This is a genomic window from Polaribacter sp. IC066 (assembly GCF_007997085.1).
In the GTDB taxonomy this organism is placed as follows: Bacteria; Bacteroidota; Bacteroidia; order Flavobacteriales; family Flavobacteriaceae; genus Polaribacter.
Genome location: NZ_VORR01000002.1, coordinates 12,290 through 32,858 on the forward strand (window position 1 = coordinate 12,290; position 20,569 = coordinate 32,858).

The following is a 20,569-nucleotide window of genomic DNA, read 5'->3' on the forward strand; positions in this document are numbered from 1 at the left end:
GTGTTATAATCCTTTTGTATAACACGCAGGTCTACCAAACGTATAAATTAAAGAAACGCCTGTAAACATATACCAATCTTTACCATCGCCTCCCAAGCTTAAACTTGGTATTCTGCCAGTTGTATAATCGAGATCATCTTCAAAAGTATACCTAAATTTTGTTTCTAAAGAAAATGCAATAGGACCTACTAATTTAGATTTAAAGCCTATTCCAAAAGGTACGGAAACCGAATTCTTAGTGGCATACTCGTACTGACCAGGTAGCGGTTCTGAAACAATATACTTATAATTAAAAGCGGCTAGTTCTAATAAAAGATAAGGAGTCCAGCTTTTATCCTCTGAAGAGATGTCGTATTCATAAAAATTATATTCTATCCCTACTGCCAATTCGTTTATGGTATTTGAAAAGTTTAAAGCTCTATCGTTTCTAAAATCTGTATCTGCGTCTAAATCATCTCCTTTTATGGGTAAATAACTATAGGTAGCTCTTAGTGCTATTCTTGGATTCCAATTATATTTAAAAAATACAGCACCAGCAATATTATTTGGGTAGATATAGTTGGTTCTACCAATGTCTCCAACATAATTAGAGCCTCCAATAAATACGCCAGCCTCATATTCTTGCCCTAACAAAATGCTAGAGATACTTATAAAAATGAGTAATGATATTCTTTTTTTCATCCTAAAAAATAGCGAGCAAATGTAGGGATTTCAATTTGCTTTTTAAAGTTAATAGTCAGTCTTTTTTGAATAACAACTATTTGAGAGATTTATTGCAGCTTCTTTGTTAAAGGTTGGTTTCGTTTCTAGTATCTTCTCCCCACAACAGTTTTGTCCGTAAAGTTTTTAGAAAAGATTGATTATTCGGAATAATACTTTGAATTGTAAACGGCGCCTTGGTTATGGATACTTGGGTGTTTTTTGGTACGGTAGTAATTCTAGAATCTAATGAAATTAAAAAATCTTTTTCTCTAGAATCTATGGTTAACTGAATATTGGTTTCGTCAGATATTACCATAGGCCTTGCGTTTAAATTATGAGGTGCAATAGGTGTAATAATCAGGTTTTTAGAGTCTGGTGATATTACAGGACCATTGCAACTTAAAGAATAACCTGTAGAGCCTGTTGGGGTTGCTATGATTAAACCATCTGCCCAATAATTTGTTAAATATTCGTTGTTTAAACTTGTTCTAACACCAATCATAGAAGTCGTGTTTTTTCTGGCAATAGTTACCTCATTTAAAGCAAAATTAAGCTCTTCAAATTCTGGTGTTTTGGGTGATGTTTTAACAGAAAGTAAGGTTCTTTCTTGAATGGTATATGCACGATTTAATATTAACGTAATACTTTCTTTTATTTTTCCTTTATTAATGGTGGCCAAAAAACCTAAACGTCCTGTATTAATTCCTAAAATAGGAATGTCTAAATGTCTTATATAGGTAACAGCTCTTAAAATAGTACCATCTCCACCTAAAGTAAACATGGCATCAAAAGAGTTATCTAAATCAGAAAAATGAGAAAAAGTTGGGTATTTTTTATCTAAAATATTACCTTCAACTAATAAATCATAAAACTCTTTTTCAATAAAATTGACAATGTTATTTTCTTTAAGAACCTCCAATAAAATCTGGATTTCTTTTTCTGCAGAAATTGAATAAGATTGGCCGTAAATTGCAACTTTCTTCATTTTGTATAATTCATTAACGTATTAAAAAAAAACCGTGTAGTAATTTTTAATAAAACCATCTAAGATGGTTACATTTCTAGATATTTTTGTAGATACTCTGATCTGTTTTTTAAATCCTCTAAATAAATATCATTTTCATGAGCAGAAATAACTTTGTAATCATACCGCCTAAACGTGTGCATGATCTCGTTAATTTCTTCGGATATTATTTTTAAGGTTACTTGCACAGATTCATTTTCTTTTTGAGAAATATACAAGCCTAATAATTTACCACCATTAGATTCTACAATTTGAGTTACTTCACTCATAGAGTAATCATTTTCTAATTTTTCTACAATTAAAGTTTCACTTTCTTCGATCATAAAAGGACTTGTAGAAAAAACATCCAGTACATCTCTCAAGTCGTAATAACCAATGTAGTTTTTATCTTTGTCTAAAACCGGAATTATATTGGTATCGTTATCCGCAAAAATTTTAAGCAACTCTAAGACCGTCGCTTCTTCATCTGCAAAAAAAGTATTTAATAAATGTGCATAACCTACAAGTTCATCTTCTTTGTTTTCAATTGTTTGTAGATCGTCTTCGGCAAAAGAACCTAATAGTTTTTCGTTTTCAATAACAGGAAAATGTGTTATCGGATAATTTTTAAACAGCGTTTGGGCGCTCCTCACTGTGTTTTTCAGTTCTATAACTTTAATCTCTTGTAGTATGTAATCGTTTATGTTCATTCGTTACGAATATAGGATAAAATGATTAAATGAATTATCTTTGTAAGCTAATTTTATACAATGACAAAGTTAAGCGTAAATATTAATAAAATTGCAACTTTACGAAACTCTAGAGGTGGTAATGTGCCTAATTTATTAAAAGTGGCTGCCGATATCGAAGATTTCGGGGCAGAAGGAATTACAATTCACCCAAGACCAGATGAAAGGCATATTCGGTATCAAGATGCAAGAGATCTAAAAAATACTGTGAGAACAGAATTTAATATCGAAGGCAACCCGATACAATCGTTTATGGATTTGGTTTTAGAAACAAAGCCAACGCAGGTTACTCTCGTGCCAGATGCAATTGATGCAGTTACATCTAATGCAGGTTGGAATACCATATTGCATCAATCTTTTTTAAAAGAAGTAATTCAAGAGTTTCAGAAAAACGGAATTAGAACTTCTATTTTCATTGATACAGATGTGAAATTGATAGAAGCTGCCGCAAAAACAGGAACGGACAGAATAGAATTGTACACAGAATATTTTGCAAGCGAATTTACTAAAGGCAATAAAGACGCTATAAAACCATATACAGAGGCTGCAATTTTAGCACATAAATTAGGTTTGGGAATTAATGCAGGGCATGATTTAAGTTTAGAGAATATCAAGTTTTTTAAAGAGAACATTCCTAATCTAGCCGAAGTTTCTATAGGACATGCCTTAATTACAGAAAGTTTGTATTTAGGTTTAGAAAATGTTGTGAATATGTATTTGCATCGATTAAAATAATAGTTAGTTTTTAGTATCAGTCTATAATCAATAAGCGATGCTAAAAAAGCGATCTGCATCTAAATAATTTCTAAAGAAGAGAATCTTAAAATAAAAGTTATAGTTTTTCTGTGCATTATTGTTTCTTGTACAGGGAAACTTTTCAGTACAATCAAATAAAAATGACAAAAAATCCAATATTACATTCACAAATTTTAGGAGAAGGGAAGCCTTTATTAATTTTACATGGTTATTTTGGTTCGAGTGATAATTGGAAAACTTTAGGAAATCAATTTGCTGAAAATTACCAAGTTCATTTAATAGACCAAAGAAATCACGGGCGAAGTTTTCATGCCGATGCGTTTAATTATGAGCTTTTGGTCGATGATTTGTACGCGTATATTCAAGATTACAAATTAGAAAGCTTTTATTTGATCGGGCACTCTATGGGCGGAAAAACAGCGATGTTATTTGCTGTAAAATATCCAGATTTGGTTGATAAATTGATAGTTGTTGATATTTCACCAAAAGAATATGCACAACATCATAACGCAATTTTAGCAGGTTTAAATTCGGTCGACTTTACAAAACAAAACTCTAGAGGTTTGGTTGATAAACAAGTTGCCAAGTATATAGCAGAAATTGGGGTTCGTCAGTTCTTACTAAAAAACATCTATTGGAAAGAAAAAGGGCTTTTAGCGTATCGTTTTAATTTAAAATCATTGACAGAAAATAATCCTGAAGTTGGTAAACCTTTGCCAACAGGTACAAAGTTTATAAAAGAAACCTTATTTTTAAAAGGAGAAAAGTCGGGATATATCATTTCTTCTGAACATATTATTATCGATGCTCATTTTCCTAACCATAAAATTGTAGAAATAAAGAACGCAGGGCATTGGTTGCATGCAGAAAATCCGAAAGATTTTTATAAAGAAGTTGATGTGTTTTTAGATGCATGTTAAAGAGTTTACCGGTTGCTAACCTTGCTCTTGATTGCTTTCTTAAATTTAGTTGTTCGTTAATTTATGTTGTATATTTTTGTTTTAGAATTTTATTCTTCAGAAAAAGGTTTAAAAGAGTAATTTTTTAATGAAATAGCATGAAAAATATTTTATTTTGTTTTTTGTTTCTCCCCATTTTTATTTCAGCTCAAATTAATGAAAGTGATACCTTAAAATTTAAGGCAAAAATTTCTTTAACAGGGTTTTGGCAAGGAGGTAATGTAGAGACTTTAATTTTTAGGGCAAAATCTGATGTGAGTTTCAAACCAGCCGAAAAATGGGTGTTTAAAACTATCAATTCTTATGTGTATCAGGCATTCGGAAAAGTAAAGGCAGATGAAGATATTTTGAGTCTTAACTTTTTATATTTCAATCCAAACCGTAAAATATATCCGTTATTGTTAAGCTTTGTAAGCACAAATTTTAGAAGGGAAATCGATTTACGTTCTTTAGTAGGTGTCGGAGTTACCTATCAGGTTTTAGAAAATAAAGAATATTGGCTTAAATTTTCGGTTTCAAGTGAGTACGAGCAAACCAAGTTTGCAAGCGCTAAATTTAATCTTACCGAATATAACGGAAATCAATCTATCAATACCTTTCGGAGTACTTTTTGGGTAAACGGAAAGTATAATTTGTTTAAGAAAAAAGTACTTATAAATCACGAAATTTATTTTCAACCCTCTCTTGAGCAAAGTAATAATTTTCGCTGGCAAGCAGATTTAGGGTTAGAATTGCCTGTTTGGAAATTCTTAAATTTTAAAATAAATTACCTGCATACTTTTGAAAGTATTGTTATCGAAAGTCAAAAACAAGAAGACGGTATGCTGTCTTTTGGCTTTACTTTAAAAAGTTTTTGATTGGCTGAAAACGGCATGTTTTAAGAAATAAATACGTACGTTTTTTAGAACTTATATTGGGGCTGTTTTTATTGGGGCTGTTTTAAAGTTTAGAAACAAACCAACTAATTTTAGAAACTATATCTTTGAATCTTTAAACGCTACAATCTTTTAATAAAAGAAACATGAATATAGAAAACGCACAACAGCAAGTAGATGATTGGATAAAAAAGCATGGAGTTCGCTATTTTAATGAACTTACAAATATGGCACAACTAACCGAAGAGGTTGGTGAGGTTGCCCGAATTATAGCAAGACGTTATGGCGAGCAAAGTGAAAAAGAATCTGATAAAAACAAAGATTTAGGAGAAGAATTAGCAGATGTATTATTTGTGGTTTTGTGTTTAGCAAATCAAACAGGTATTAATTTGCAAGATGCTTTTGAAAAGAAATTAGATATTAAAACAAAACGCGATCACGATCGCCATCATAATAATCAAAAATTAAAATAAATGACTTTTAAAGAAAAAATTAAACAACCAATATTTTGGAATAATGTTGCAAAAATTACCATTCCTTTTTTTATTATTGTGGTTTTAATTAGTTTGTTATGGAATAGTTGGGGAGCTATTTTTTCAGGAGATTTCGCTAAAGTAAATGAGCTAAATTTTGCAGACGGAAAATGGAAGAATTTTTGGGTATCAAAAATTCTAATTAGCTTTTTCTATGGCATTTATGTAACCAATAAGAAAACGAAGTAAAATTAAAATAGCGACTTTAAAAAGTCGCTATTTTAATTAAGTGATGTGTTCTTTAATCCAACCGAATCAAATCAATCGTACTTTCTTTTACTTTTTTATTTAATTCTTTTACCTTTTTATCAAACAGCGTATATAATTTAGTTAATTCTATGTCAATATCTTTTGTAATAGCATTCTTAAAATCGATTGCTTGTTGCGTAGGCGCATAGTTTCCTATTCTTGTTAAAGAATTTAAATGTGCCAATTTATTGTTTAAACGAATCGGGAAATTCAATGGATCTTGTCCGCTTTTAGATTTTGTTTGATATAGCGTTTCTTCAATTTTAGTCATGTCTTTTACTAAAGTATCCGCAAAATCTAACAACTCTTTATGTTTTGTTTTATCAGAAATAGATGTTTTTAACAAACTAACCTGGGCTCTCACTTTTTTCACGTTTATCAATGCTTTATGAATTTCGGTCATTTTAGTGTTGATATTATTGATAAAGTCAAATTGCGCTTTCATATCACTTTCTGAAGCTTCAGAAACAGGATTTTTTAAAATCTTAAAACTCTGCTGTATTTTTCTATCGTTCACAGCTAATTCTACTTTATAAGTTCCAGGCAATGCCATTGGGCCATCTAAAGAAGCCCACCATAAAATCATTCCTTTTACAGATTCTGCGCCAGTATACATCATGTTCCAGTTAAAAACATTGTTTCCATCTTCAAGTTTTAAAGTTTCTTCTTTGTTTTCTTTGTTTGGTTTTGTTGAATATTTTTTGATTAAAGTATCATTCGAATCATAAAAAGACAGTGCAATCGTATCTTTTTCGTTTTCTTTTTTGATAAAATAATTTACAGCAACACCACCAGCATGGTTTGTCCCTGCAGTTCTAGAAGTTCGTCCGTTTCCGCCAGATAAATTATACGCATCTTTTGGCTGGTATAAAACCAGATCTTCTTTTAAGATTGCTTCATTTAGTTGATGTAAAGGGGTTAAATCGTCAATAATCCAAAGAGAACGACCTTGTGTTGCCGCAATTAAATTATCGTCTTTAATGGCCAAATCGGTAATTGGTACAATCGGTAAATTTTGTTGAAAAGATTGCCAGTTTTTTCCGTCATCAAAAGAAATATACATTCCTTTTTCTGTGCCAGCATATAACAAGCCTTTTCTTTTAGGATCTGCTCTTAAGGCTCTGGTAAAACTTTCTTCTCCAATTCCGTCTACAATTAAATCCCAAGATTTTCCGTAGTTTTCTGTTTTATAAATATAAGGTGCATAATCGCCAGATTTATATTTTGTACCAACAATATAAGCGCCACCCTTTGTAAAAGGATCTACTTCAATACAATTAATCATCATCCATTCGGGCATTTTTTTAGGGGTAATATTATCCCAAGTTTTGCCATTATTTTTAGAGACATGCACCAAACCGTCATCAGAGCCTGTGTAAATTAAACCAGGTTCAAAGGCAGATTCTGTTGCAGCGAAAATAGTTCCGTAATATTCAACGCCTGTATTGTCTTGTGTAATAGGGCCGCCAGAAGAGCCTAACGTTGTAGGATCGTTTCTTGTTAAATCAGGACTAATTACTTCCCAAGATTGTCCTTCATTTTCGGTCACATGCAACTGATTAGAAGCAGCGTACAATCTCTTTTTATTATTTGGCGAAAAGAAGATTGGAAAATTCCATTGAAAACGATATTTAAAATCTTCAGCTCCATGCCCCATTGGGTCGTCTGGCCAAACGTTTATAGCTCTTGTTTCTCCCGTTTTATGATTTTTTCTGGTTAATAATCCGCCATAACTTCCACCATAAACAATATCATCATTTAAAGGATCTACGGCAATATGTGCACTTTCTCCACCTGCGGTGGATGTCCAATCAGATTCTGTAATAAAACTTTCAGAATTTCTATGAGCAATTCGAACAGTAGAATTGTCTTGTTGTGCAGCTAAAATTCGATACGGAAAATGATTATCTGTGGTAACTCTATAAAATTGCGAAGTTGGTTGATTATCCATCGTACTCCAATTTTCACCAGCATCAAAAGAAATTTGAGCTCCACCATCATCACCAATAATCATTCTTTGGTTGTCTTCTGGCGCAATCCATAAATCATGATGATCGCCATGAGGAGCATTGTAAGTTGAATATGATTTTCCGCCATCGGTAGATTTATGATAGCGAACATTTAAAACATATAAAATATCTTCGTCTTGAGTATCTGCGTATAAACGCGTGTAATACCAAGCTCTTTGGCGTAATTTTCGTTCAGAATTGATCAGTTCCCAAGTTTTACCGGCATCCGTAGATTTATAAACGCCACCTTTTTCATTTTCTATCAATGCCCAAACAATATCAGAATTTACTGGTGAAACAGTTACACCGCTAATTCCCCAAATGCCATTTGGTAATCCTTTATTTTCAGAAATATTCGTCCAAGTTTCTCCTTCGTCGGTACTTTTCCACATCGCAGAACCTTTCCCGCCAGACGACAAACTATACGGAGTTCTTCGCACATCCCAAGTAGTAGCATATAAAATTCTAGGATTATTTGGGTCGATAATTAAATCGACAACGCCAGAGTTTTCATCAGAAAATAACACTTTTTTCCAGTTTTCGCCACCATCAACAGATTTATAAATACCTCTTTCTTGGGTTGGTTTGTATAAATCACCCATGACACCTGCAAAAACAATATCAGCATTTTCAGGATGAATTCTCATTCTAGGAATGTGTCTAGAGTTTTTTAAACCCATGTGTTTCCAAGTTTTTCCTGCGTTTTCAGATTTCCAAATTCCGTCACCAGAAGAAACATTTCCTCGAACGGTTTTTTCTCCCATACCAACATAAATTACGTTGTTATCAGATTCAGCAACGGCAACTGCGCCCACAGAACCCCCAAAAAAGCCGTCAGAAATATTTTGCCAAGTATTACCGGCATCGGTAGTTTTCCATACACCACCGCCAGTTGCGCCCATATAAAAAAGATTCGCTTTATCAGAAACACCGGTAACGGCAGCAGATCTTCCGCCTCTAAAAGGGCCAATATTTCGCCATTCTACAGCGCTAAAATATTCTTCAGAAACTTTGGTAGCTGTTTTTTGTGCATTAACTTTGACGCTTGCAGACAGAAAAATGCAAATTGCCAGAAAAAGAATTTTTTTCATAAGGGTTAGTTGTAAGTTTGAAAGTTAAAAGTAAGAATTAAAATCAGGTTTGAGAATGGACATATTGTTAAATGTTATAGCGGATAAAAATATTCATGAAAAAATTACCATTTCTGGTTCTAAAAGTGAGTCGAATAGATTGCTTATTTTACAAAAACTATTTCCAGAAATAGCTATTGAAAATTTATCAGATTCAGATGATTCTATACATATGCAACATGCACTTTCTACAGATAATGAATTGGTAGATATTAGCCATGCGGGTACAGCGATGCGTTTTTTAACCTCTTATTTTGCAGTAAACCAAGGTAGAGAAACGGTTTTAACAGGTTCTGAAAGAATGCAAAACAGACCGATTGAAATTTTGGTTAATGCTTTGAGTGATTTGGGCGCAGAAATATCTTACGAAGAAAAAGTTGGATATCCGCCAATAAGATTGAAAGGAACAAAAATTACAAAAGATAAAGTTCAGATTAACGGAAATGTGAGTAGTCAATATATTTCTTCCTTATTATTAATCGCTTCGAAATTAGAAAACGGATTGGAAATTGAGCTTTTAGGCGATATTACATCAATTCCGTATATAAAAATGACATTGAGTTTGTTAACGCAGTTAGGCATCGAGAATAAATTTGAAGGGAATGTCATCAAGGTACATCCGAAGAAAGAAATACAGAAACAAGTTGTTGTGGTAGAATCTGATTGGAGCTCTGCAAGTTATTTTTATTCGATTGTTGCCTCTGCAGCAATGGGTTCAGAAATCCAATTATCTGCCTATAAAAAAGAAAGTTTACAAGGCGATTCTTGTTTGGCAGAGATTTACCAACATTTTGGGGTACAAACTATTTTCGGCGAGAATTTTATCACCCTAAAAAAAGAAAAGGAAAGTAATAAAGGGGTTTTAGAAATCGATTTAAAAAATGCGCCTGACATTGCACAAACAATTGCAGTTACATGTTTTGCAGAAGGAATTGCGTGCAATTTAGTGGGTTTGCATACTTTAAAGATCAAAGAAACCGATAGATTGGTGGCTTTACATGACGAATTATCGAAGTTGGGGGCCATAATTACCGTGACAGACAAAAGTTTACATCTAAAAAAATCATCAGAAATAAAAGAAAATATAGCCATTAAAACCTATAACGATCACAGAATGGCAATGGCGTTTGCACCTTTGGCTTTAAAGGTTTCTATTAAAATTTTAAATGCGGAAGTGGTTACAAAGTCATACCAAAAATTTTGGGATGATATGCAACAAATTGGAATTAATATTAGCGAAGTTAAAAGATAAACAGTCAAACACTTGACAACGCCTATTTGCATATCGTATCTTTGCAACTTTTATAGCAAATATATATATGAAATTATCGCAATTTGATTTTGAATTACCAGAAGAACTGCTAGCAACTTACCCTGCAGAGCATAGAGATGAATCTCGTTTGATGGTATTAAATAGAAAAGACCAAACTATAGAGCACAAAACTTTTAAAGATGTTATTGATTACTTTGAAGAAGGTGATGTAATGATGTTGAATAACACCAAAGTTTTTCCTGCAAGAATGTTTGGGAATAAGGAAAAAACAGGAGCAAGAATTGAGGTTTTCTTATTGAGAGAACTAAATTCTGAAAACAGATTGTGGGATGTTTTAGTAGATCCGGCAAGAAAAATTAGAATCGGAAACAAATTGTTTTTTGGAGAAGATGATAGTTTAGTGGCAGAAGTGATAGATAATACAACGTCTAGAGGAAGAACTTTACGTTTTTTATACGATGGAAGTTACGAGGCTTTTAGAGAAAAATTATTGGAATTAGGAGAAACTCCTTTACCAAAGTCAATGAATAGAGACGTGGAAGCTTCTGATGAAGATCGTTTTCAAACCATTTACGCAAAACATGAAGGAGCGGTTGCAGCACCTGCAGCGGGTTTGCATTTTTCTAAACATTTATTAAAGCGTTTAGAAATTAAAGGCGTAGATTTTGCTGAAATGACATTGCATGTTGGGTTAGGAACTTTTAGTGCTGTTGAGGTAGAAGATTTATCGAAACACAAAATGGATTCTGAACAAATTGTAATTCCTGCTGCTACGGCAGAGAAAATAAACAAAGCTAAAAAAGAAAAAAGAAGAATTTGTGCCGTAGGTACAACGGTTATGAGAACTGTAGAATCTTCTGTTTCTTCAAAACAAGAATTAAATGCTTTTGAAGGTTGGACAAATAAATTTATTTTTCCTCCTTTTGAGTTTAGCATCGCAAACGCTATGATTACGAATTTTCATCCACCAAAATCTACCTTAATGATGCAGGGAGCTGCTTTTGCTGGGTATGATTTTTTAATGGAAGCGTATAAAGTAGCCATTAAAGAAGGTTATAAATTTTCTACATACGGCGATGCGTTGTTAATTATATAATTACAAATCATTTATATATTCATAAACCTCACAAGCCTTTGCTGAACTTACTTCAGTATCGCTGTGAGGTTTTGTATTTTTGCAGAACATGGAAACAAAAAAGAAAGATATTAGAGCCTTAACTAAAGAGCAATTGCGAGATTTTTTTGTAGAAAATGGCGACAAAGCTTTTCGTGGCAACCAAGTTTATGAGTGGCTATGGAGTAAATCGTTGCACACTTTTGATGCTATGACCAACATTTCTAAACAAACCAGAGAAATGTTAGAAGAAAACTTTGTGATTAATCACATACAAGTAGATTCTATGCAAAAAAGTGAGGATGGTACTATAAAAAACGGCATTAAACTACATGATGGTTTAATTGTAGAGTCTGTTTTAATTCCGACTAAAAAAAGAACAACAGCCTGTGTTTCTAGTCAGGTTGGTTGTAGTTTAGATTGTAAATTCTGTGCAACGTCTCGTTTAAAAAGAATGCGGAATTTAAATCCTGATGAAATTTACGATCAAGTTGTGGTTATCGATAAGCAAAGCAGATTGTACTTTAATCATAAACTGACAAATATTGTTTTTATGGGAATGGGAGAACCGCTCATGAACTATAAAAACGTAATGAAATCTATAGAAATGATTACATCTCCCGAAGGTTTAGGAATGTCATCAAAAAGAATTACAGTATCTACTTCTGGTGTGCCAAAAATGATTAAAATGATGGCAGATGAAGACGTGAAATTTAATTTAGCCGTTTCTTTACATTCTGCGATTGATGAAGTAAGAACTTCAATTATGCCTTTTAATAGTACTTTTCCGTTAAAAGATTTACGCGAATCTTTAGAGTATTGGTATGAAAAAACGCAACGAGAAATTACCTATGAATATATTGTTTGGGACGGAATTAACGACAAAAAAGAGGATATTATAGCACTGGTAGATTTTTGTAAAGCGGTACCTTGTAAAGTGAATTTAATAGAATACAATCCTATAGATGATGGTGAGTTTCAGCAAGCAAGTTCATCTGCAATTAATAATTATATTTCTAATTTAGAAATGAATGGTATTACCATAAATGTAAGAAGAAGTAGAGGTAAAGATATTGATGCTGCTTGCGGACAATTGGCAAATAAATCTTAAAAACTTTAATGATGAAGAATTTTAGTATCAGTTTATTACTTTTATGTTCATTAAGTTTAGTAGCGCAAGACAAAAAGAAAACTTTTTGGCAAACACTAAAAGGAGAAGAGTTAGAAACTTCGATATCTTTTCTTCCCTTTGGCACGCACTACACTTCTTTAGAGTTTAATGAAGTTTGGTACACCACTTTTAACTACAAAAGTATAGAGCTTTTGGTTTTTAAAAATTCTTTTAATGAGCCTACTATAGGGGCACTATATAAAAGGAAAATTGGTATTACTCAAAAATTGTCGCTTATTTATGGTATTGGTATTATGTATGGTTATCATGGTGAATTAGTCGATGTACCTACTATACCGTTTAGAAATACGTTTCTATTTAAAGGAGAAATTAACCCTTTGGCCGGGCTTACTTTTGACTATAGATTCGCTAAAAAATTTAGCTTTCAATTAGCTTTATCTCCTGCCGTTGGTATTTACGGCTTTCGATATTTCCTTTAATATAGTAAAATTTGTAAAACGGATGAAAACAGTAGAATCTATAAAACTTCCTATTAAAAGTGAAATGGAACTCTTTGAAAAAAAGTTCAAGGATTCTATGCTTTCTAAAGTACCACTTTTAAACAGAATTACCTATTATATTGTTCGTAGAAAAGGAAAACAAATGCGACCAATGTTTGTTTTTTTAGTTGCAAAAATGGTTTCTGATGGCGGTTTTGATGAAAGAACCTATAGAGGAGCTTCTGTCGTAGAATTAATTCATACAGCCACTTTAGTGCATGATGATGTGGTAGATGATAGCAATAGAAGACGTGGTTTTTTCTCTATAAATGCTCTTTGGAAAAATAAAATTGCGGTTTTAGTGGGTGATTTTTTACTTTCTAAAGGACTGCTTTTATCGATCGATAATGAAGATTTCGATTTGTTAAAATTAATTTCTATCGCGGTTCGTGAAATGAGCGAAGGTGAATTATTGCAAATAGAAAAAGCAAGAAAGCTAGATATTACAGAAGATATTTATTTTGATATTATCCGTCAGAAAACAGCAAGTTTAATTGCTGCTTGTTGCGGAATTGGTGCGGCTTCTGTAGGTGCAAAACAAGACACTGTGCAGCAAATGCGAAAATTTGGCGAATATATTGGTATCGCTTTCCAGATTAAAGATGACCTATTTGATTATTCTGATGAAAAAATAGGAAAACCTACAGGCATCGATATTAAAGAGCAAAAAATGACCTTACCACTAATTCATACTTTGAATAATTGCTCTAAAAAAGAAAAAGCTTGGATTATAAATTCTATCAAGAAATACAATAAAGATAAAGTTAGAGTAAAAGAAGTGATTGCATTCGTAAAACAAAATGGTGGTATCGAATACACTACTGCTAAAATGAATAGTTATAAAAACAAAGCTTTAGCCATTTTACAAAATTACCCAGAGTCGCCTTATAGAGCCTCTTTATTACAAATGATAGATTATGTTGTAGAACGTAAAGTGTAGTTTTTATAACGCCAATAACTCCTCTACAAAAGCTCTAGAATTAGACAACCTTGGCACTTTATGTTGTCCGCCTAATTTATCTTTTTTCTTTAGCCAATCATAAAATAACCCTTTTTTTGCCACATGAATTTTAGGCATTGCCAAAGCCATAGAATTGTAACGTTTTGCTTCATAATCAGAATTGATAGATTTTAAGGCATTGTCTAACAACTCTGTAAAATAACACATGGTTTTTGGTTTTTTATTGAATTCAATAATCCATTCATGACCACCACTATTTTTATCTTTCATAAAAATAGGTCCTACCGTATAATCAACAATGGTTGCATTTGTTTTTTCGCAAGCTAGTTTTAAAGCATCTTCTACATTTTCAATATTTAGTTCTTCACCAAAAACATTAATATAGTGTTTTGTTCTTCCTGTAATTTTAATTCGATAAGGCTCTAAAGAGGTAAACCTTATGGTGTCGCCAATTAAATAACGCCATAAACCACTATTTGTGGTAATTATTAAAGCATAATCAATATCCTTTTTTACTTCGGATAAAGGAATTGTTGAAGATTTTTCTCCCTTATAATTTTTCATCGGAATAAACTCATAAAAAATTCCGTAATCTAACATCAACAATAATTCTTTAGAACGATTTTTATCTTGAATAGCAAAAAAGCCTTCAGAAGCATTATAGGTTTCATAATATTGAAAATCCTTTTTAGGAATTAGCTTTTTATACTGCTCTCTATAAGGGTTAAAGTTAACGCCTCCATGAAAATATACTTCCAGATTAGGCCAAACCTCTAGAATATTATTTTTTCCGGTTCGTTCTAAAACGCGGTTTAATAAGACGAGCATCCAACTTGGTACACCAACTAAACTGGTAATATTCTCATGAATTGTCTCATCAATAATCGCCTCCATTTTAGTTTCCCATTCTGCCATTAAAGAAACTTCTTGACTAGGAGCAGAGCTATAATCTGCCCAAAAGGGTAAGTTTTCTGTAATAATTGCAGATAAATCTCCAAAATAAGAATTATTATCCTCGTAAATATCAGAACTTCCGCCTAGTCTTAGCGCTTTACCCGTAAACAACAACGTTTCTTCGTTGTTGTTAATGAACAAACACAGCATGTCTTTGCCAGCTTTCATGTGGCAATACTCTAAGGACTCGTCACTTACAGGAATAAATTTACTCTTTGCATTGGTGGTTCCGCTACTTTTTGCAAACCATTTTATGGGCGTTGGCCAAAATAAATTTTGTTCTCCTTTTCTACAACGCTCAATTAAAGGTTCGACACTTTCATATTTTTGAATGGGAACTAAATTTGTAAAATCTTTATAATTTTTGATAGCTGAAAATTGATACGCTTTACCAAACTCGGTTTTTCTAGAAGCATGCGTAAGTTTTAACAGCAGTTCTTCCTGCACATCCGTAGGATATTTTAAAAATAATTCAATCTGATGAATTCGTTTTTTTAAAAACCATGAAATGATTGAATTTACTATGGGTAATGCCATAAATTAAGTTCCGTTTTTTTGTAAATTTGTTGAACGCTAAAAATACTAAAATTTCGTTATGCAATATCAAGGAGTGTTAAAAAAAATGAAAACTGAAAATCTAGAAGAAATTCAGTATTATTTAGATATGAAAACTGATTTTTTAAACATGAATCAGTTGTTAAATAAGGAGATTTCTATCAGTTTTATAAAATACGAATGTTTAAATTGTCATTTAGAAAAGACAGTTTACAGACAAGGTTTTTGTAAATCTTGTTTTTTTGACATTCCGAATGCGGCAGATTGGATCATGAAACCCGAATTAAGCAAGGCGCATTTAGGAATTGAAGATAGAGATTTAGCGTATGAGCAATCAGTGCAGTTAAAACCACATATTGTGTATTTGGCAAATTCTAGCAACGTAAAAGTTGGTGTAACCAGAAAAGGACAAGTGCCAACAAGATGGATAGATCAAGGAGCGCACGAAGCCATTGAAATTGTAGAAACACCAAACAGATATTTAGCCGGAATTACAGAGGTTGCTTTAAAGGAGTTTGTTGCAGATAAAACCAATTGGCGTAAAATGCTAAAGAATGATATTGAAGATGTTAGTTTGCTTGAATGGAGAGAGAAGCTAAAAGAATTTATTCCTGAAGAAGCGAAACAGTATTTTATCGAAAATAATTCAGAAACACATTTAAACTTTCCCGTAAAAAAACATCCCGAAAAGCCTAAAAGTTTAAATTTGATAAAAACACCAAAATATACTGGAAAATTAGTAGGTATCAAAGGGCAATATTTAATTTTTGATGATGATACTGTTTTTAATGTGAGGAGCAATGAAGGTTTGGTAGTTTCTATTGAGGTGTAACGTTACGCTCTGCGAATCTTTGTAAAAAAACGCTGTGTGGCTCTGCGAAACAATTTTACACAAATACTTGCCTGCTGCAAACAGATTTACAGAGAAAACACAGAGATTTACAAAGAAATATTGAGGATAATATGAAGAAGGTCTTAATTTTATTATTGATTTTTTCAGCTTGTAAAAAGGAAGTTTATTATTATCCATCCAAAGATTTTTTTGATAAAAATAATCCGCAAGAAATTATTATTGATGATTTAAGTTTTCAAGAAATTACAGATTCAATAAGAAATGGATTATACGATGATAAAAAATTATTTTTAAAAATTGAAGAGTCTAATAAAACTTATAACGTAATTTCTTTTGCCGATACAGGAGGTTATAGAAGAGAAAGAAATGGGCTTCATATAAGGAATGATAGTTTAGATTTGATAAATGGTAAGTATCCATTAAAAGATTTATCAAAATATTTAAAACTACATTATGAAAATAATAATAAAGAATATTTTTATGCAAGTTCTCACAAATGGGCATATGTAGTGCTAAATTTAGAAAGAAAAGAAAGTTCTAAAAAACTAAAAGAGTTGTTATTAGAAGTGATTAAAACGTATAATGAAACAAATATTAATTTTAAAGACAGTATTCAGTTTAATATTCTTCTTGAATATCCTTTAAAAGGAGTTTTTCCAACACCTCCGCCACCTCCAATTGAAATAGAAGATTGATGAAATAAATCTCTAAGTATCTCTGTAAAAAAACTCTGTGAGACTCTGTCTAATAATTTTTACGCAAAGAATCACAGAGAAAACACAAAGATTTGCGGAGAAATAATAAATATATTATGAAAAACAACTTATTAAAAGTAGCCTTAGCGCAAATTGCGCCAGTTTGGTTAAACAAAGAAAAAACCATCGAGAAGATTGAGAAATCAATTACAGACGCAGCAAAAGAAAACTGTGAATTGATTGTTTTTGGCGAAGCATTATTGCCGGGTTACCCTTTTTGGACTAGTTTAACAAACGGTGCCGAATGGAATTCTAAAACTCAAAAAGAAATTCATGCACATTATATTCGGAATTCTATAACGATCGAGAAAGGCGAATTAGATTCTATTTGTAAATTGGCAAAAGATCACAAGATTGCTATTTATTTAGGAATTATAGAACGTGCACAAAATAGAGGCGGACATAGTCTTTATGCTTCTTTGGTCTATATAAATCAAGAAGGAGACATAAAATCTGTACATAGAAAGCTACAACCAACGTATGACGAACGTTTAACCTGGGCACCTGGAGATGGAAATGGATTACAAGTGCACTCATTAAAAGAATTTACAGTTGGCGGTTTAAATTGTTGGGAAAACTGGATGCCTTTGCCAAGAACTGCGTTGTATGGTTTAGGAGAAAATTTACACATTGCTGTTTGGCCAGGTTCTGATCATAACACCAAAGATATTACACGGTTTATTGCAAGAGAATCTCGTTCTTTCGTAATTTCAGTAAGTTGTTTGATGGCAAAATCAGATTTTTCTTTGGATGTTCCTCATTATGAGAAAATTGTAGAAGATGCGCCAGCTATTTTGGCAAACGGAGGTTCTTGTATTGCAGGTCCTAATGGCGAGTGGATCGTAGAACCTGTCATTAACAAAGAAGGACTAATCATAGAAACGTTAGATTTTAACCGCGTTTTAGAAGAGCGTCAAAACTTTGATGTTGTTGGGCATTATTCGAGACCAGATGTCACGAAATTGCAGGTAAATAGAGAAAGACAAAGCACGGTTTCTTATACTGATATCCTATGATTTTTGAGCAGAAAGAAATCCAGTTAAACCCTTTTAACAGAGGGTTTCATTTAATCACGGATCTAATTCTAAACGAGTTTCCTGAAGTTGAAAAAATTGAAAAGGGATTTTTGAAAGTTTTTATTAAACATACGTCTGCGAGTTTAGCAATTAACGAAAATGCAGATACGACGGTAAGATTAGATTTTGAAAGTCATTTTAATATAATGGTTCCTGAAAATGCAAGTTATTACCAACATATTTATGAAGGGAGTGATGACATGCCAGCGCATATAAAAGCATCTTTGTTAGGAAGTTTTATTGAAGTGCCAATTACAGATGGCAAATTAAATATGGGTATTTGGCAAGGAATTTATCTCTGTGAACATAGAAATCTTGGAGGTTCTAGAAAATTAATTCTTTCTGCTTTTGGAGTTTAATTTGGAGTTTTCTTGGTCTTGAGTGAAATGCTTAAAGCAAGAGAAATTAAATGGAAATTGTTTATAGATAAAAGGTAAATTATACAAAAAAAAGGAGGTTTTCAAAATTCGGAATCTCTCTGTTGAACTTTATAAAAAGAACCCATAAAAAAGGCTACGAATCTCTGCGTAAAAACTACAAAGACCTAACCAACTTCTCTAAAATACGTTCAACTCCAAAATTATCATTACTTTCAGTAGAAAATTTAGCCAATTTAGTAATATCTTTATGAGCATTTTTCATCGCAAAACTAAAGTCCGCTTCTTGCATCATTTCTATATCATTATGGTAATCACCAAAAACCATTGTTTCTGCTTTGTTAACATTTAAAAGTTGTTGCACTTCTCTTAAAGCATTTCCTTTATTGGCTTTTTCATCAGAAATATCTAACCAATTTATACCAGAAACTTTGAGCAATATTTGGTCATTTAAATGTTTTACAAACGGATAAATAAATTTTTCTGAATTATCAAAATGATAGACAGCAATTTTAAAAACAGGTATTGTTTTTGCCGTTTCCATTAAATCATCGACCACTTGAAAACTATGATAGTATTCTTGAAACAAAGAAATAAAGCGTGCGTCTTTACTTTCTATATAGGCAGCATCATTGCAGCAAAGTACGATATTAGTCCCTTTAAGTTCTCTTAAAACAGGAATTAAGCTCAATACTTTTTCTGGCTTTAAGAAATTAGAAAGCAATACTTTGTGACCTTTTTTTGCGACCCCACCATTTTCTGCAATTACATAGATGTCATCTTTTATCGCATCTAATTTAGAAACTATGCTGTTATGTTGTCTGCCACTTGCGGCACAAAAGGTAATATTGCGTTTTTGCAATTTTTTAAAAAGTTCAAAAAAACGGTTGCTAATTTCACCTTTTGAGTTCAGTAAAGTACCATCCATATCAGAAACTACTAATTTTACTTTAGAAAAATCGATCATATTTATTTGGTGGAATCTCTAATTACTAAATCTGTTGTAACTACTTTTATCAGGGTATCTGTGTTTTTTTTCTCTAACTTATCAATTAGAACTTTGGCAGCAGATTCTCCCATTTGCTCTCCATGCTGACTAATCGTTGTCATTTTAGGACTAGAATGTCTTGCTAAGATTCCGTTAGAAAATGCAATTACAGATAAGTCGTTCGGAATTTTACGTCCGGTTTTTATACCAGCTTTCATAGAGGCTACAGCGGCAGATTCACCAGTTGTAATGATACTATCGATCTTGTTTTTCTCTAAAAAAGGAATTAATATAGACTCATATTTTTTGTAATCTCTATCAAAAATATTGATGACTAAATTCTCGTTATAAGGTAAACCAACATTTTCTAATCCTTTTTTGTATCCTAAAAAACGTTGTTTTCCAATATGAAAATCACTCATTGTAGAAACAAATGCAATGTTTTTATGCCCGCTTTTGTATAAAAATTCAACGGTATTTTCTGCACCGTTAAAATCATCTGTAATTATTTTATCGCAATCTAATGTTTGCGCAACTCTATCAAACATTACAATGGGCGTGCCATTATCAATGGCGTCTTGCAAGTGCTTGTAATCACCTTTTAATTCTGTTTCTTTTGCCAGCGAAACAATAAAGCCATCAATACTGCCATTAGAGAGCATCTCGATTATTTCTACTTCTTTGCTAAAAGATTCGTTAGAGATACAGGTAATAACCTTATAACCTCTTTCTAAAGCGGTTTTTTCAATGCCTTTAAAAACTTGTGCAAAGAAATACTTTAACATGGTAGGAATGATAATCCCTATTGTTTTTGTGCTTCTGTTTTTTAAGCTTAATGCATTAAAATTAGGTTTATAGTTATGCTCTTTGGCATATTTTTGGATTTTACTTTTAGTGGCCTCACTTATTTCATAGCTGTCGTTTAACGCTTTTGAAACCGTAGAAATTGAAACATCAAATTCTTTGGCAATATCTTTTATCGTAAGTTTTTTCATAAAAAAAAAGTTAGCTGGTAAGGTATAAAAAT

At 32.2% G+C, this 20,569-nt stretch carries 21 protein-coding genes; 14 read left to right on the forward strand and 7 right to left on the reverse strand.

The window, feature by feature from the left end:
* Nucleotides 1–3 precede the first annotated feature (3 nt).
* The 3 genes from ES044_RS00810 to ES044_RS00820 all read right to left on the reverse strand — a co-directional run bounded on the left by ES044_RS00810 (nt 4) and on the right by ES044_RS00820 (nt 2,415).
* A complete protein-coding gene (locus ES044_RS00810) occupies nt 4–681 on the reverse strand; it encodes a DUF6089 family protein (RefSeq protein WP_147117652.1) in 678 nt (225 codons plus the stop codon).
* 106 nt (nt 682–787) lie between these two features.
* On the reverse strand, nt 788–1,687 hold the full coding sequence (locus ES044_RS00815) for an NAD kinase (RefSeq protein WP_147117653.1): 900 nt from the start codon (nt 1,685–1,687) through the stop codon (nt 788–790).
* Nucleotides 1,688–1,755: 68 nt separating this feature from the next.
* Nucleotides 1,756–2,415, reverse strand: a complete 660-nt coding sequence (locus tag ES044_RS00820; protein ID WP_147117654.1) for a CBS domain-containing protein — start codon at nt 2,413–2,415, stop codon at nt 1,756–1,758.
* 60 nt (nt 2,416–2,475) lie between these two features.
* On the opposite strand from ES044_RS00820, the gene ES044_RS00825 reads away from it, so the two are divergent.
* The 5 genes from ES044_RS00825 (at nt 2,476) to ES044_RS00845 (ending at nt 5,766) form a co-directional block, all read left to right on the forward strand.
* The gene (locus tag ES044_RS00825; protein ID WP_147117655.1) at nt 2,476–3,189 is read left to right on the forward strand and encodes a pyridoxine 5'-phosphate synthase; all 714 of its coding nucleotides are present in this window, start codon (nt 2,476–2,478) and stop codon (nt 3,187–3,189) included.
* Between the two features lie 161 nt (nt 3,190–3,350).
* Nucleotides 3,351–4,130, forward strand: coding sequence for an alpha/beta fold hydrolase (locus ES044_RS00830; RefSeq protein ID WP_147117656.1), 780 nt, complete (start codon nt 3,351–3,353; stop codon nt 4,128–4,130).
* A gap of 137 nt (nt 4,131–4,267) precedes the next feature.
* Complete coding sequence (locus ES044_RS00835; RefSeq protein ID WP_147117657.1) at nt 4,268–5,026, forward strand: DUF481 domain-containing protein; 759 nt, start codon at nt 4,268–4,270, stop codon at nt 5,024–5,026.
* Between the two features lie 164 nt (nt 5,027–5,190).
* Nucleotides 5,191–5,517, forward strand: a complete 327-nt coding sequence (locus ES044_RS00840; RefSeq protein WP_147117658.1) for a nucleotide pyrophosphohydrolase — start codon at nt 5,191–5,193, stop codon at nt 5,515–5,517.
* The gene (locus ES044_RS00845) at nt 5,518–5,766 is read left to right on the forward strand and encodes a hypothetical protein (RefSeq protein ID WP_147117659.1); all 249 of its coding nucleotides are present in this window, start codon (nt 5,518–5,520) and stop codon (nt 5,764–5,766) included.
* Between the two features lie 52 nt (nt 5,767–5,818).
* Here the strand turns inward: ES044_RS00845 and ES044_RS00850 are convergent, their stop codons facing one another.
* Complete coding sequence (locus ES044_RS00850) at nt 5,819–8,926, reverse strand: VPS10 domain-containing protein (RefSeq protein WP_147117660.1); 3,108 nt, start codon at nt 8,924–8,926, stop codon at nt 5,819–5,821.
* 55 nt (nt 8,927–8,981) lie between these two features.
* On the opposite strand from ES044_RS00850, the gene ES044_RS00855 reads away from it, so the two are divergent.
* The 5 genes from ES044_RS00855 to ES044_RS00875 all read left to right on the forward strand — a co-directional run bounded on the left by ES044_RS00855 (nt 8,982) and on the right by ES044_RS00875 (nt 13,963).
* A complete protein-coding gene (locus tag ES044_RS00855) occupies nt 8,982–10,217 on the forward strand; it encodes a 3-phosphoshikimate 1-carboxyvinyltransferase (RefSeq protein WP_147117661.1) in 1,236 nt (411 codons plus the stop codon).
* A gap of 67 nt (nt 10,218–10,284) precedes the next feature.
* On the forward strand, nt 10,285–11,334 hold the full coding sequence (gene queA / locus ES044_RS00860; RefSeq protein ID WP_147117662.1) for a tRNA preQ1(34) S-adenosylmethionine ribosyltransferase-isomerase QueA: 1,050 nt from the start codon (nt 10,285–10,287) through the stop codon (nt 11,332–11,334).
* Between the two features lie 88 nt (nt 11,335–11,422).
* On the forward strand, nt 11,423–12,463 hold the full coding sequence (rlmN, locus tag ES044_RS00865) for a 23S rRNA (adenine(2503)-C(2))-methyltransferase RlmN (RefSeq protein ID WP_147117663.1): 1,041 nt from the start codon (nt 11,423–11,425) through the stop codon (nt 12,461–12,463).
* 11 nt (nt 12,464–12,474) lie between these two features.
* Nucleotides 12,475–12,963 (forward strand): hypothetical protein, encoded by a 489-nt coding sequence (locus ES044_RS00870; RefSeq protein WP_147117664.1) that lies wholly within the window; start codon nt 12,475–12,477, stop codon nt 12,961–12,963.
* Between the two features lie 22 nt (nt 12,964–12,985).
* Complete coding sequence (locus ES044_RS00875) at nt 12,986–13,963, forward strand: polyprenyl synthetase family protein (protein WP_147117665.1); 978 nt, start codon at nt 12,986–12,988, stop codon at nt 13,961–13,963.
* Between the two features lie 3 nt (nt 13,964–13,966).
* On the opposite strand, the gene ES044_RS00880 is transcribed toward ES044_RS00875, so the two are convergent.
* A complete protein-coding gene (locus ES044_RS00880) occupies nt 13,967–15,475 on the reverse strand; it encodes a GH3 auxin-responsive promoter family protein (RefSeq protein WP_147117666.1) in 1,509 nt (502 codons plus the stop codon).
* 58 nt (nt 15,476–15,533) lie between these two features.
* On the opposite strand from ES044_RS00880, the gene ES044_RS00885 reads away from it, so the two are divergent.
* From ES044_RS00885 to ES044_RS00900, 4 genes are all read left to right on the forward strand, one after another.
* Nucleotides 15,534–16,325: a DUF2797 domain-containing protein gene (locus ES044_RS00885; protein ID WP_147117667.1), complete on the forward strand. Its 792-nt coding sequence runs from the start codon at nt 15,534–15,536 to the stop codon at nt 16,323–16,325.
* A 131-nt stretch (nt 16,326–16,456) separates the two neighbouring features.
* On the forward strand, nt 16,457–17,041 hold the full coding sequence (locus tag ES044_RS00890) for a hypothetical protein (RefSeq protein WP_147117668.1): 585 nt from the start codon (nt 16,457–16,459) through the stop codon (nt 17,039–17,041).
* A 116-nt stretch (nt 17,042–17,157) separates the two neighbouring features.
* Complete coding sequence (locus ES044_RS00895) at nt 17,158–18,117, forward strand: carbon-nitrogen hydrolase family protein (RefSeq protein WP_147117669.1); 960 nt, start codon at nt 17,158–17,160, stop codon at nt 18,115–18,117.
* Complete coding sequence (locus ES044_RS00900) at nt 18,114–18,536, forward strand: secondary thiamine-phosphate synthase enzyme YjbQ (RefSeq protein ID WP_147117670.1); 423 nt, start codon at nt 18,114–18,116, stop codon at nt 18,534–18,536. Before ES044_RS00895 ends, ES044_RS00900 begins: the two co-directional genes overlap by 4 nt.
* Before the next feature lie 175 nt (nt 18,537–18,711).
* Here ES044_RS00900 and ES044_RS00905 read toward each other — a convergent pair whose 3' ends face one another.
* On the reverse strand, nt 18,712–19,521 hold the full coding sequence (locus ES044_RS00905) for an HAD family hydrolase (RefSeq protein WP_147117671.1): 810 nt from the start codon (nt 19,519–19,521) through the stop codon (nt 18,712–18,714).
* A 2-nt stretch (nt 19,522–19,523) separates the two neighbouring features.
* Nucleotides 19,524–20,537: a LacI family DNA-binding transcriptional regulator gene (locus ES044_RS00910; RefSeq protein WP_147117672.1), complete on the reverse strand. Its 1,014-nt coding sequence runs from the start codon at nt 20,535–20,537 to the stop codon at nt 19,524–19,526.
* Nucleotides 20,538–20,569: the final 32 nt, after the last annotated feature.

Coding starts and splice junctions, on each gene's coding strand:
- ES044_RS00810 (WP_147117652.1), bottom strand. CDS start 681: ATGAAAAAAAGAATATCATTACTCATTTTTATAAGTATCTCTAGCATT.
- ES044_RS00815 (WP_147117653.1), bottom strand. CDS start 1,687: ATGAAGAAAGTTGCAATTTACGGCCAATCTTATTCAATTTCTGCAGAA.
- ES044_RS00820 (WP_147117654.1), bottom strand. CDS start 2,415: ATGAACATAAACGATTACATACTACAAGAGATTAAAGTTATAGAACTG.
- ES044_RS00825 (WP_147117655.1), top strand. CDS start 2,476: ATGACAAAGTTAAGCGTAAATATTAATAAAATTGCAACTTTACGAAAC.
- ES044_RS00830 (WP_147117656.1), top strand. CDS start 3,351: ATGACAAAAAATCCAATATTACATTCACAAATTTTAGGAGAAGGGAAG.
- ES044_RS00835 (WP_147117657.1), top strand. CDS start 4,268: ATGAAAAATATTTTATTTTGTTTTTTGTTTCTCCCCATTTTTATTTCA.
- ES044_RS00840 (WP_147117658.1), top strand. CDS start 5,191: ATGAATATAGAAAACGCACAACAGCAAGTAGATGATTGGATAAAAAAG.
- ES044_RS00845 (WP_147117659.1), top strand. CDS start 5,518: ATGACTTTTAAAGAAAAAATTAAACAACCAATATTTTGGAATAATGTT.
- ES044_RS00850 (WP_147117660.1), bottom strand. CDS start 8,926: ATGAAAAAAATTCTTTTTCTGGCAATTTGCATTTTTCTGTCTGCAAGC.
- ES044_RS00855 (WP_147117661.1), top strand. CDS start 8,982: ATGGACATATTGTTAAATGTTATAGCGGATAAAAATATTCATGAAAAA.
- queA (WP_147117662.1), top strand. CDS start 10,285: ATGAAATTATCGCAATTTGATTTTGAATTACCAGAAGAACTGCTAGCA.
- rlmN (WP_147117663.1), top strand. CDS start 11,423: ATGGAAACAAAAAAGAAAGATATTAGAGCCTTAACTAAAGAGCAATTG.
- ES044_RS00870 (WP_147117664.1), top strand. CDS start 12,475: ATGAAGAATTTTAGTATCAGTTTATTACTTTTATGTTCATTAAGTTTA.
- ES044_RS00875 (WP_147117665.1), top strand. CDS start 12,986: ATGAAAACAGTAGAATCTATAAAACTTCCTATTAAAAGTGAAATGGAA.
- ES044_RS00880 (WP_147117666.1), bottom strand. CDS start 15,475: ATGGCATTACCCATAGTAAATTCAATCATTTCATGGTTTTTAAAAAAA.
- ES044_RS00885 (WP_147117667.1), top strand. CDS start 15,534: ATGCAATATCAAGGAGTGTTAAAAAAAATGAAAACTGAAAATCTAGAA.
- ES044_RS00890 (WP_147117668.1), top strand. CDS start 16,457: ATGAAGAAGGTCTTAATTTTATTATTGATTTTTTCAGCTTGTAAAAAG.
- ES044_RS00895 (WP_147117669.1), top strand. CDS start 17,158: ATGAAAAACAACTTATTAAAAGTAGCCTTAGCGCAAATTGCGCCAGTT.
- ES044_RS00900 (WP_147117670.1), top strand. CDS start 18,114: ATGATTTTTGAGCAGAAAGAAATCCAGTTAAACCCTTTTAACAGAGGG.
- ES044_RS00905 (WP_147117671.1), bottom strand. CDS start 19,521: ATGATCGATTTTTCTAAAGTAAAATTAGTAGTTTCTGATATGGATGGT.
- ES044_RS00910 (WP_147117672.1), bottom strand. CDS start 20,537: ATGAAAAAACTTACGATAAAAGATATTGCCAAAGAATTTGATGTTTCA.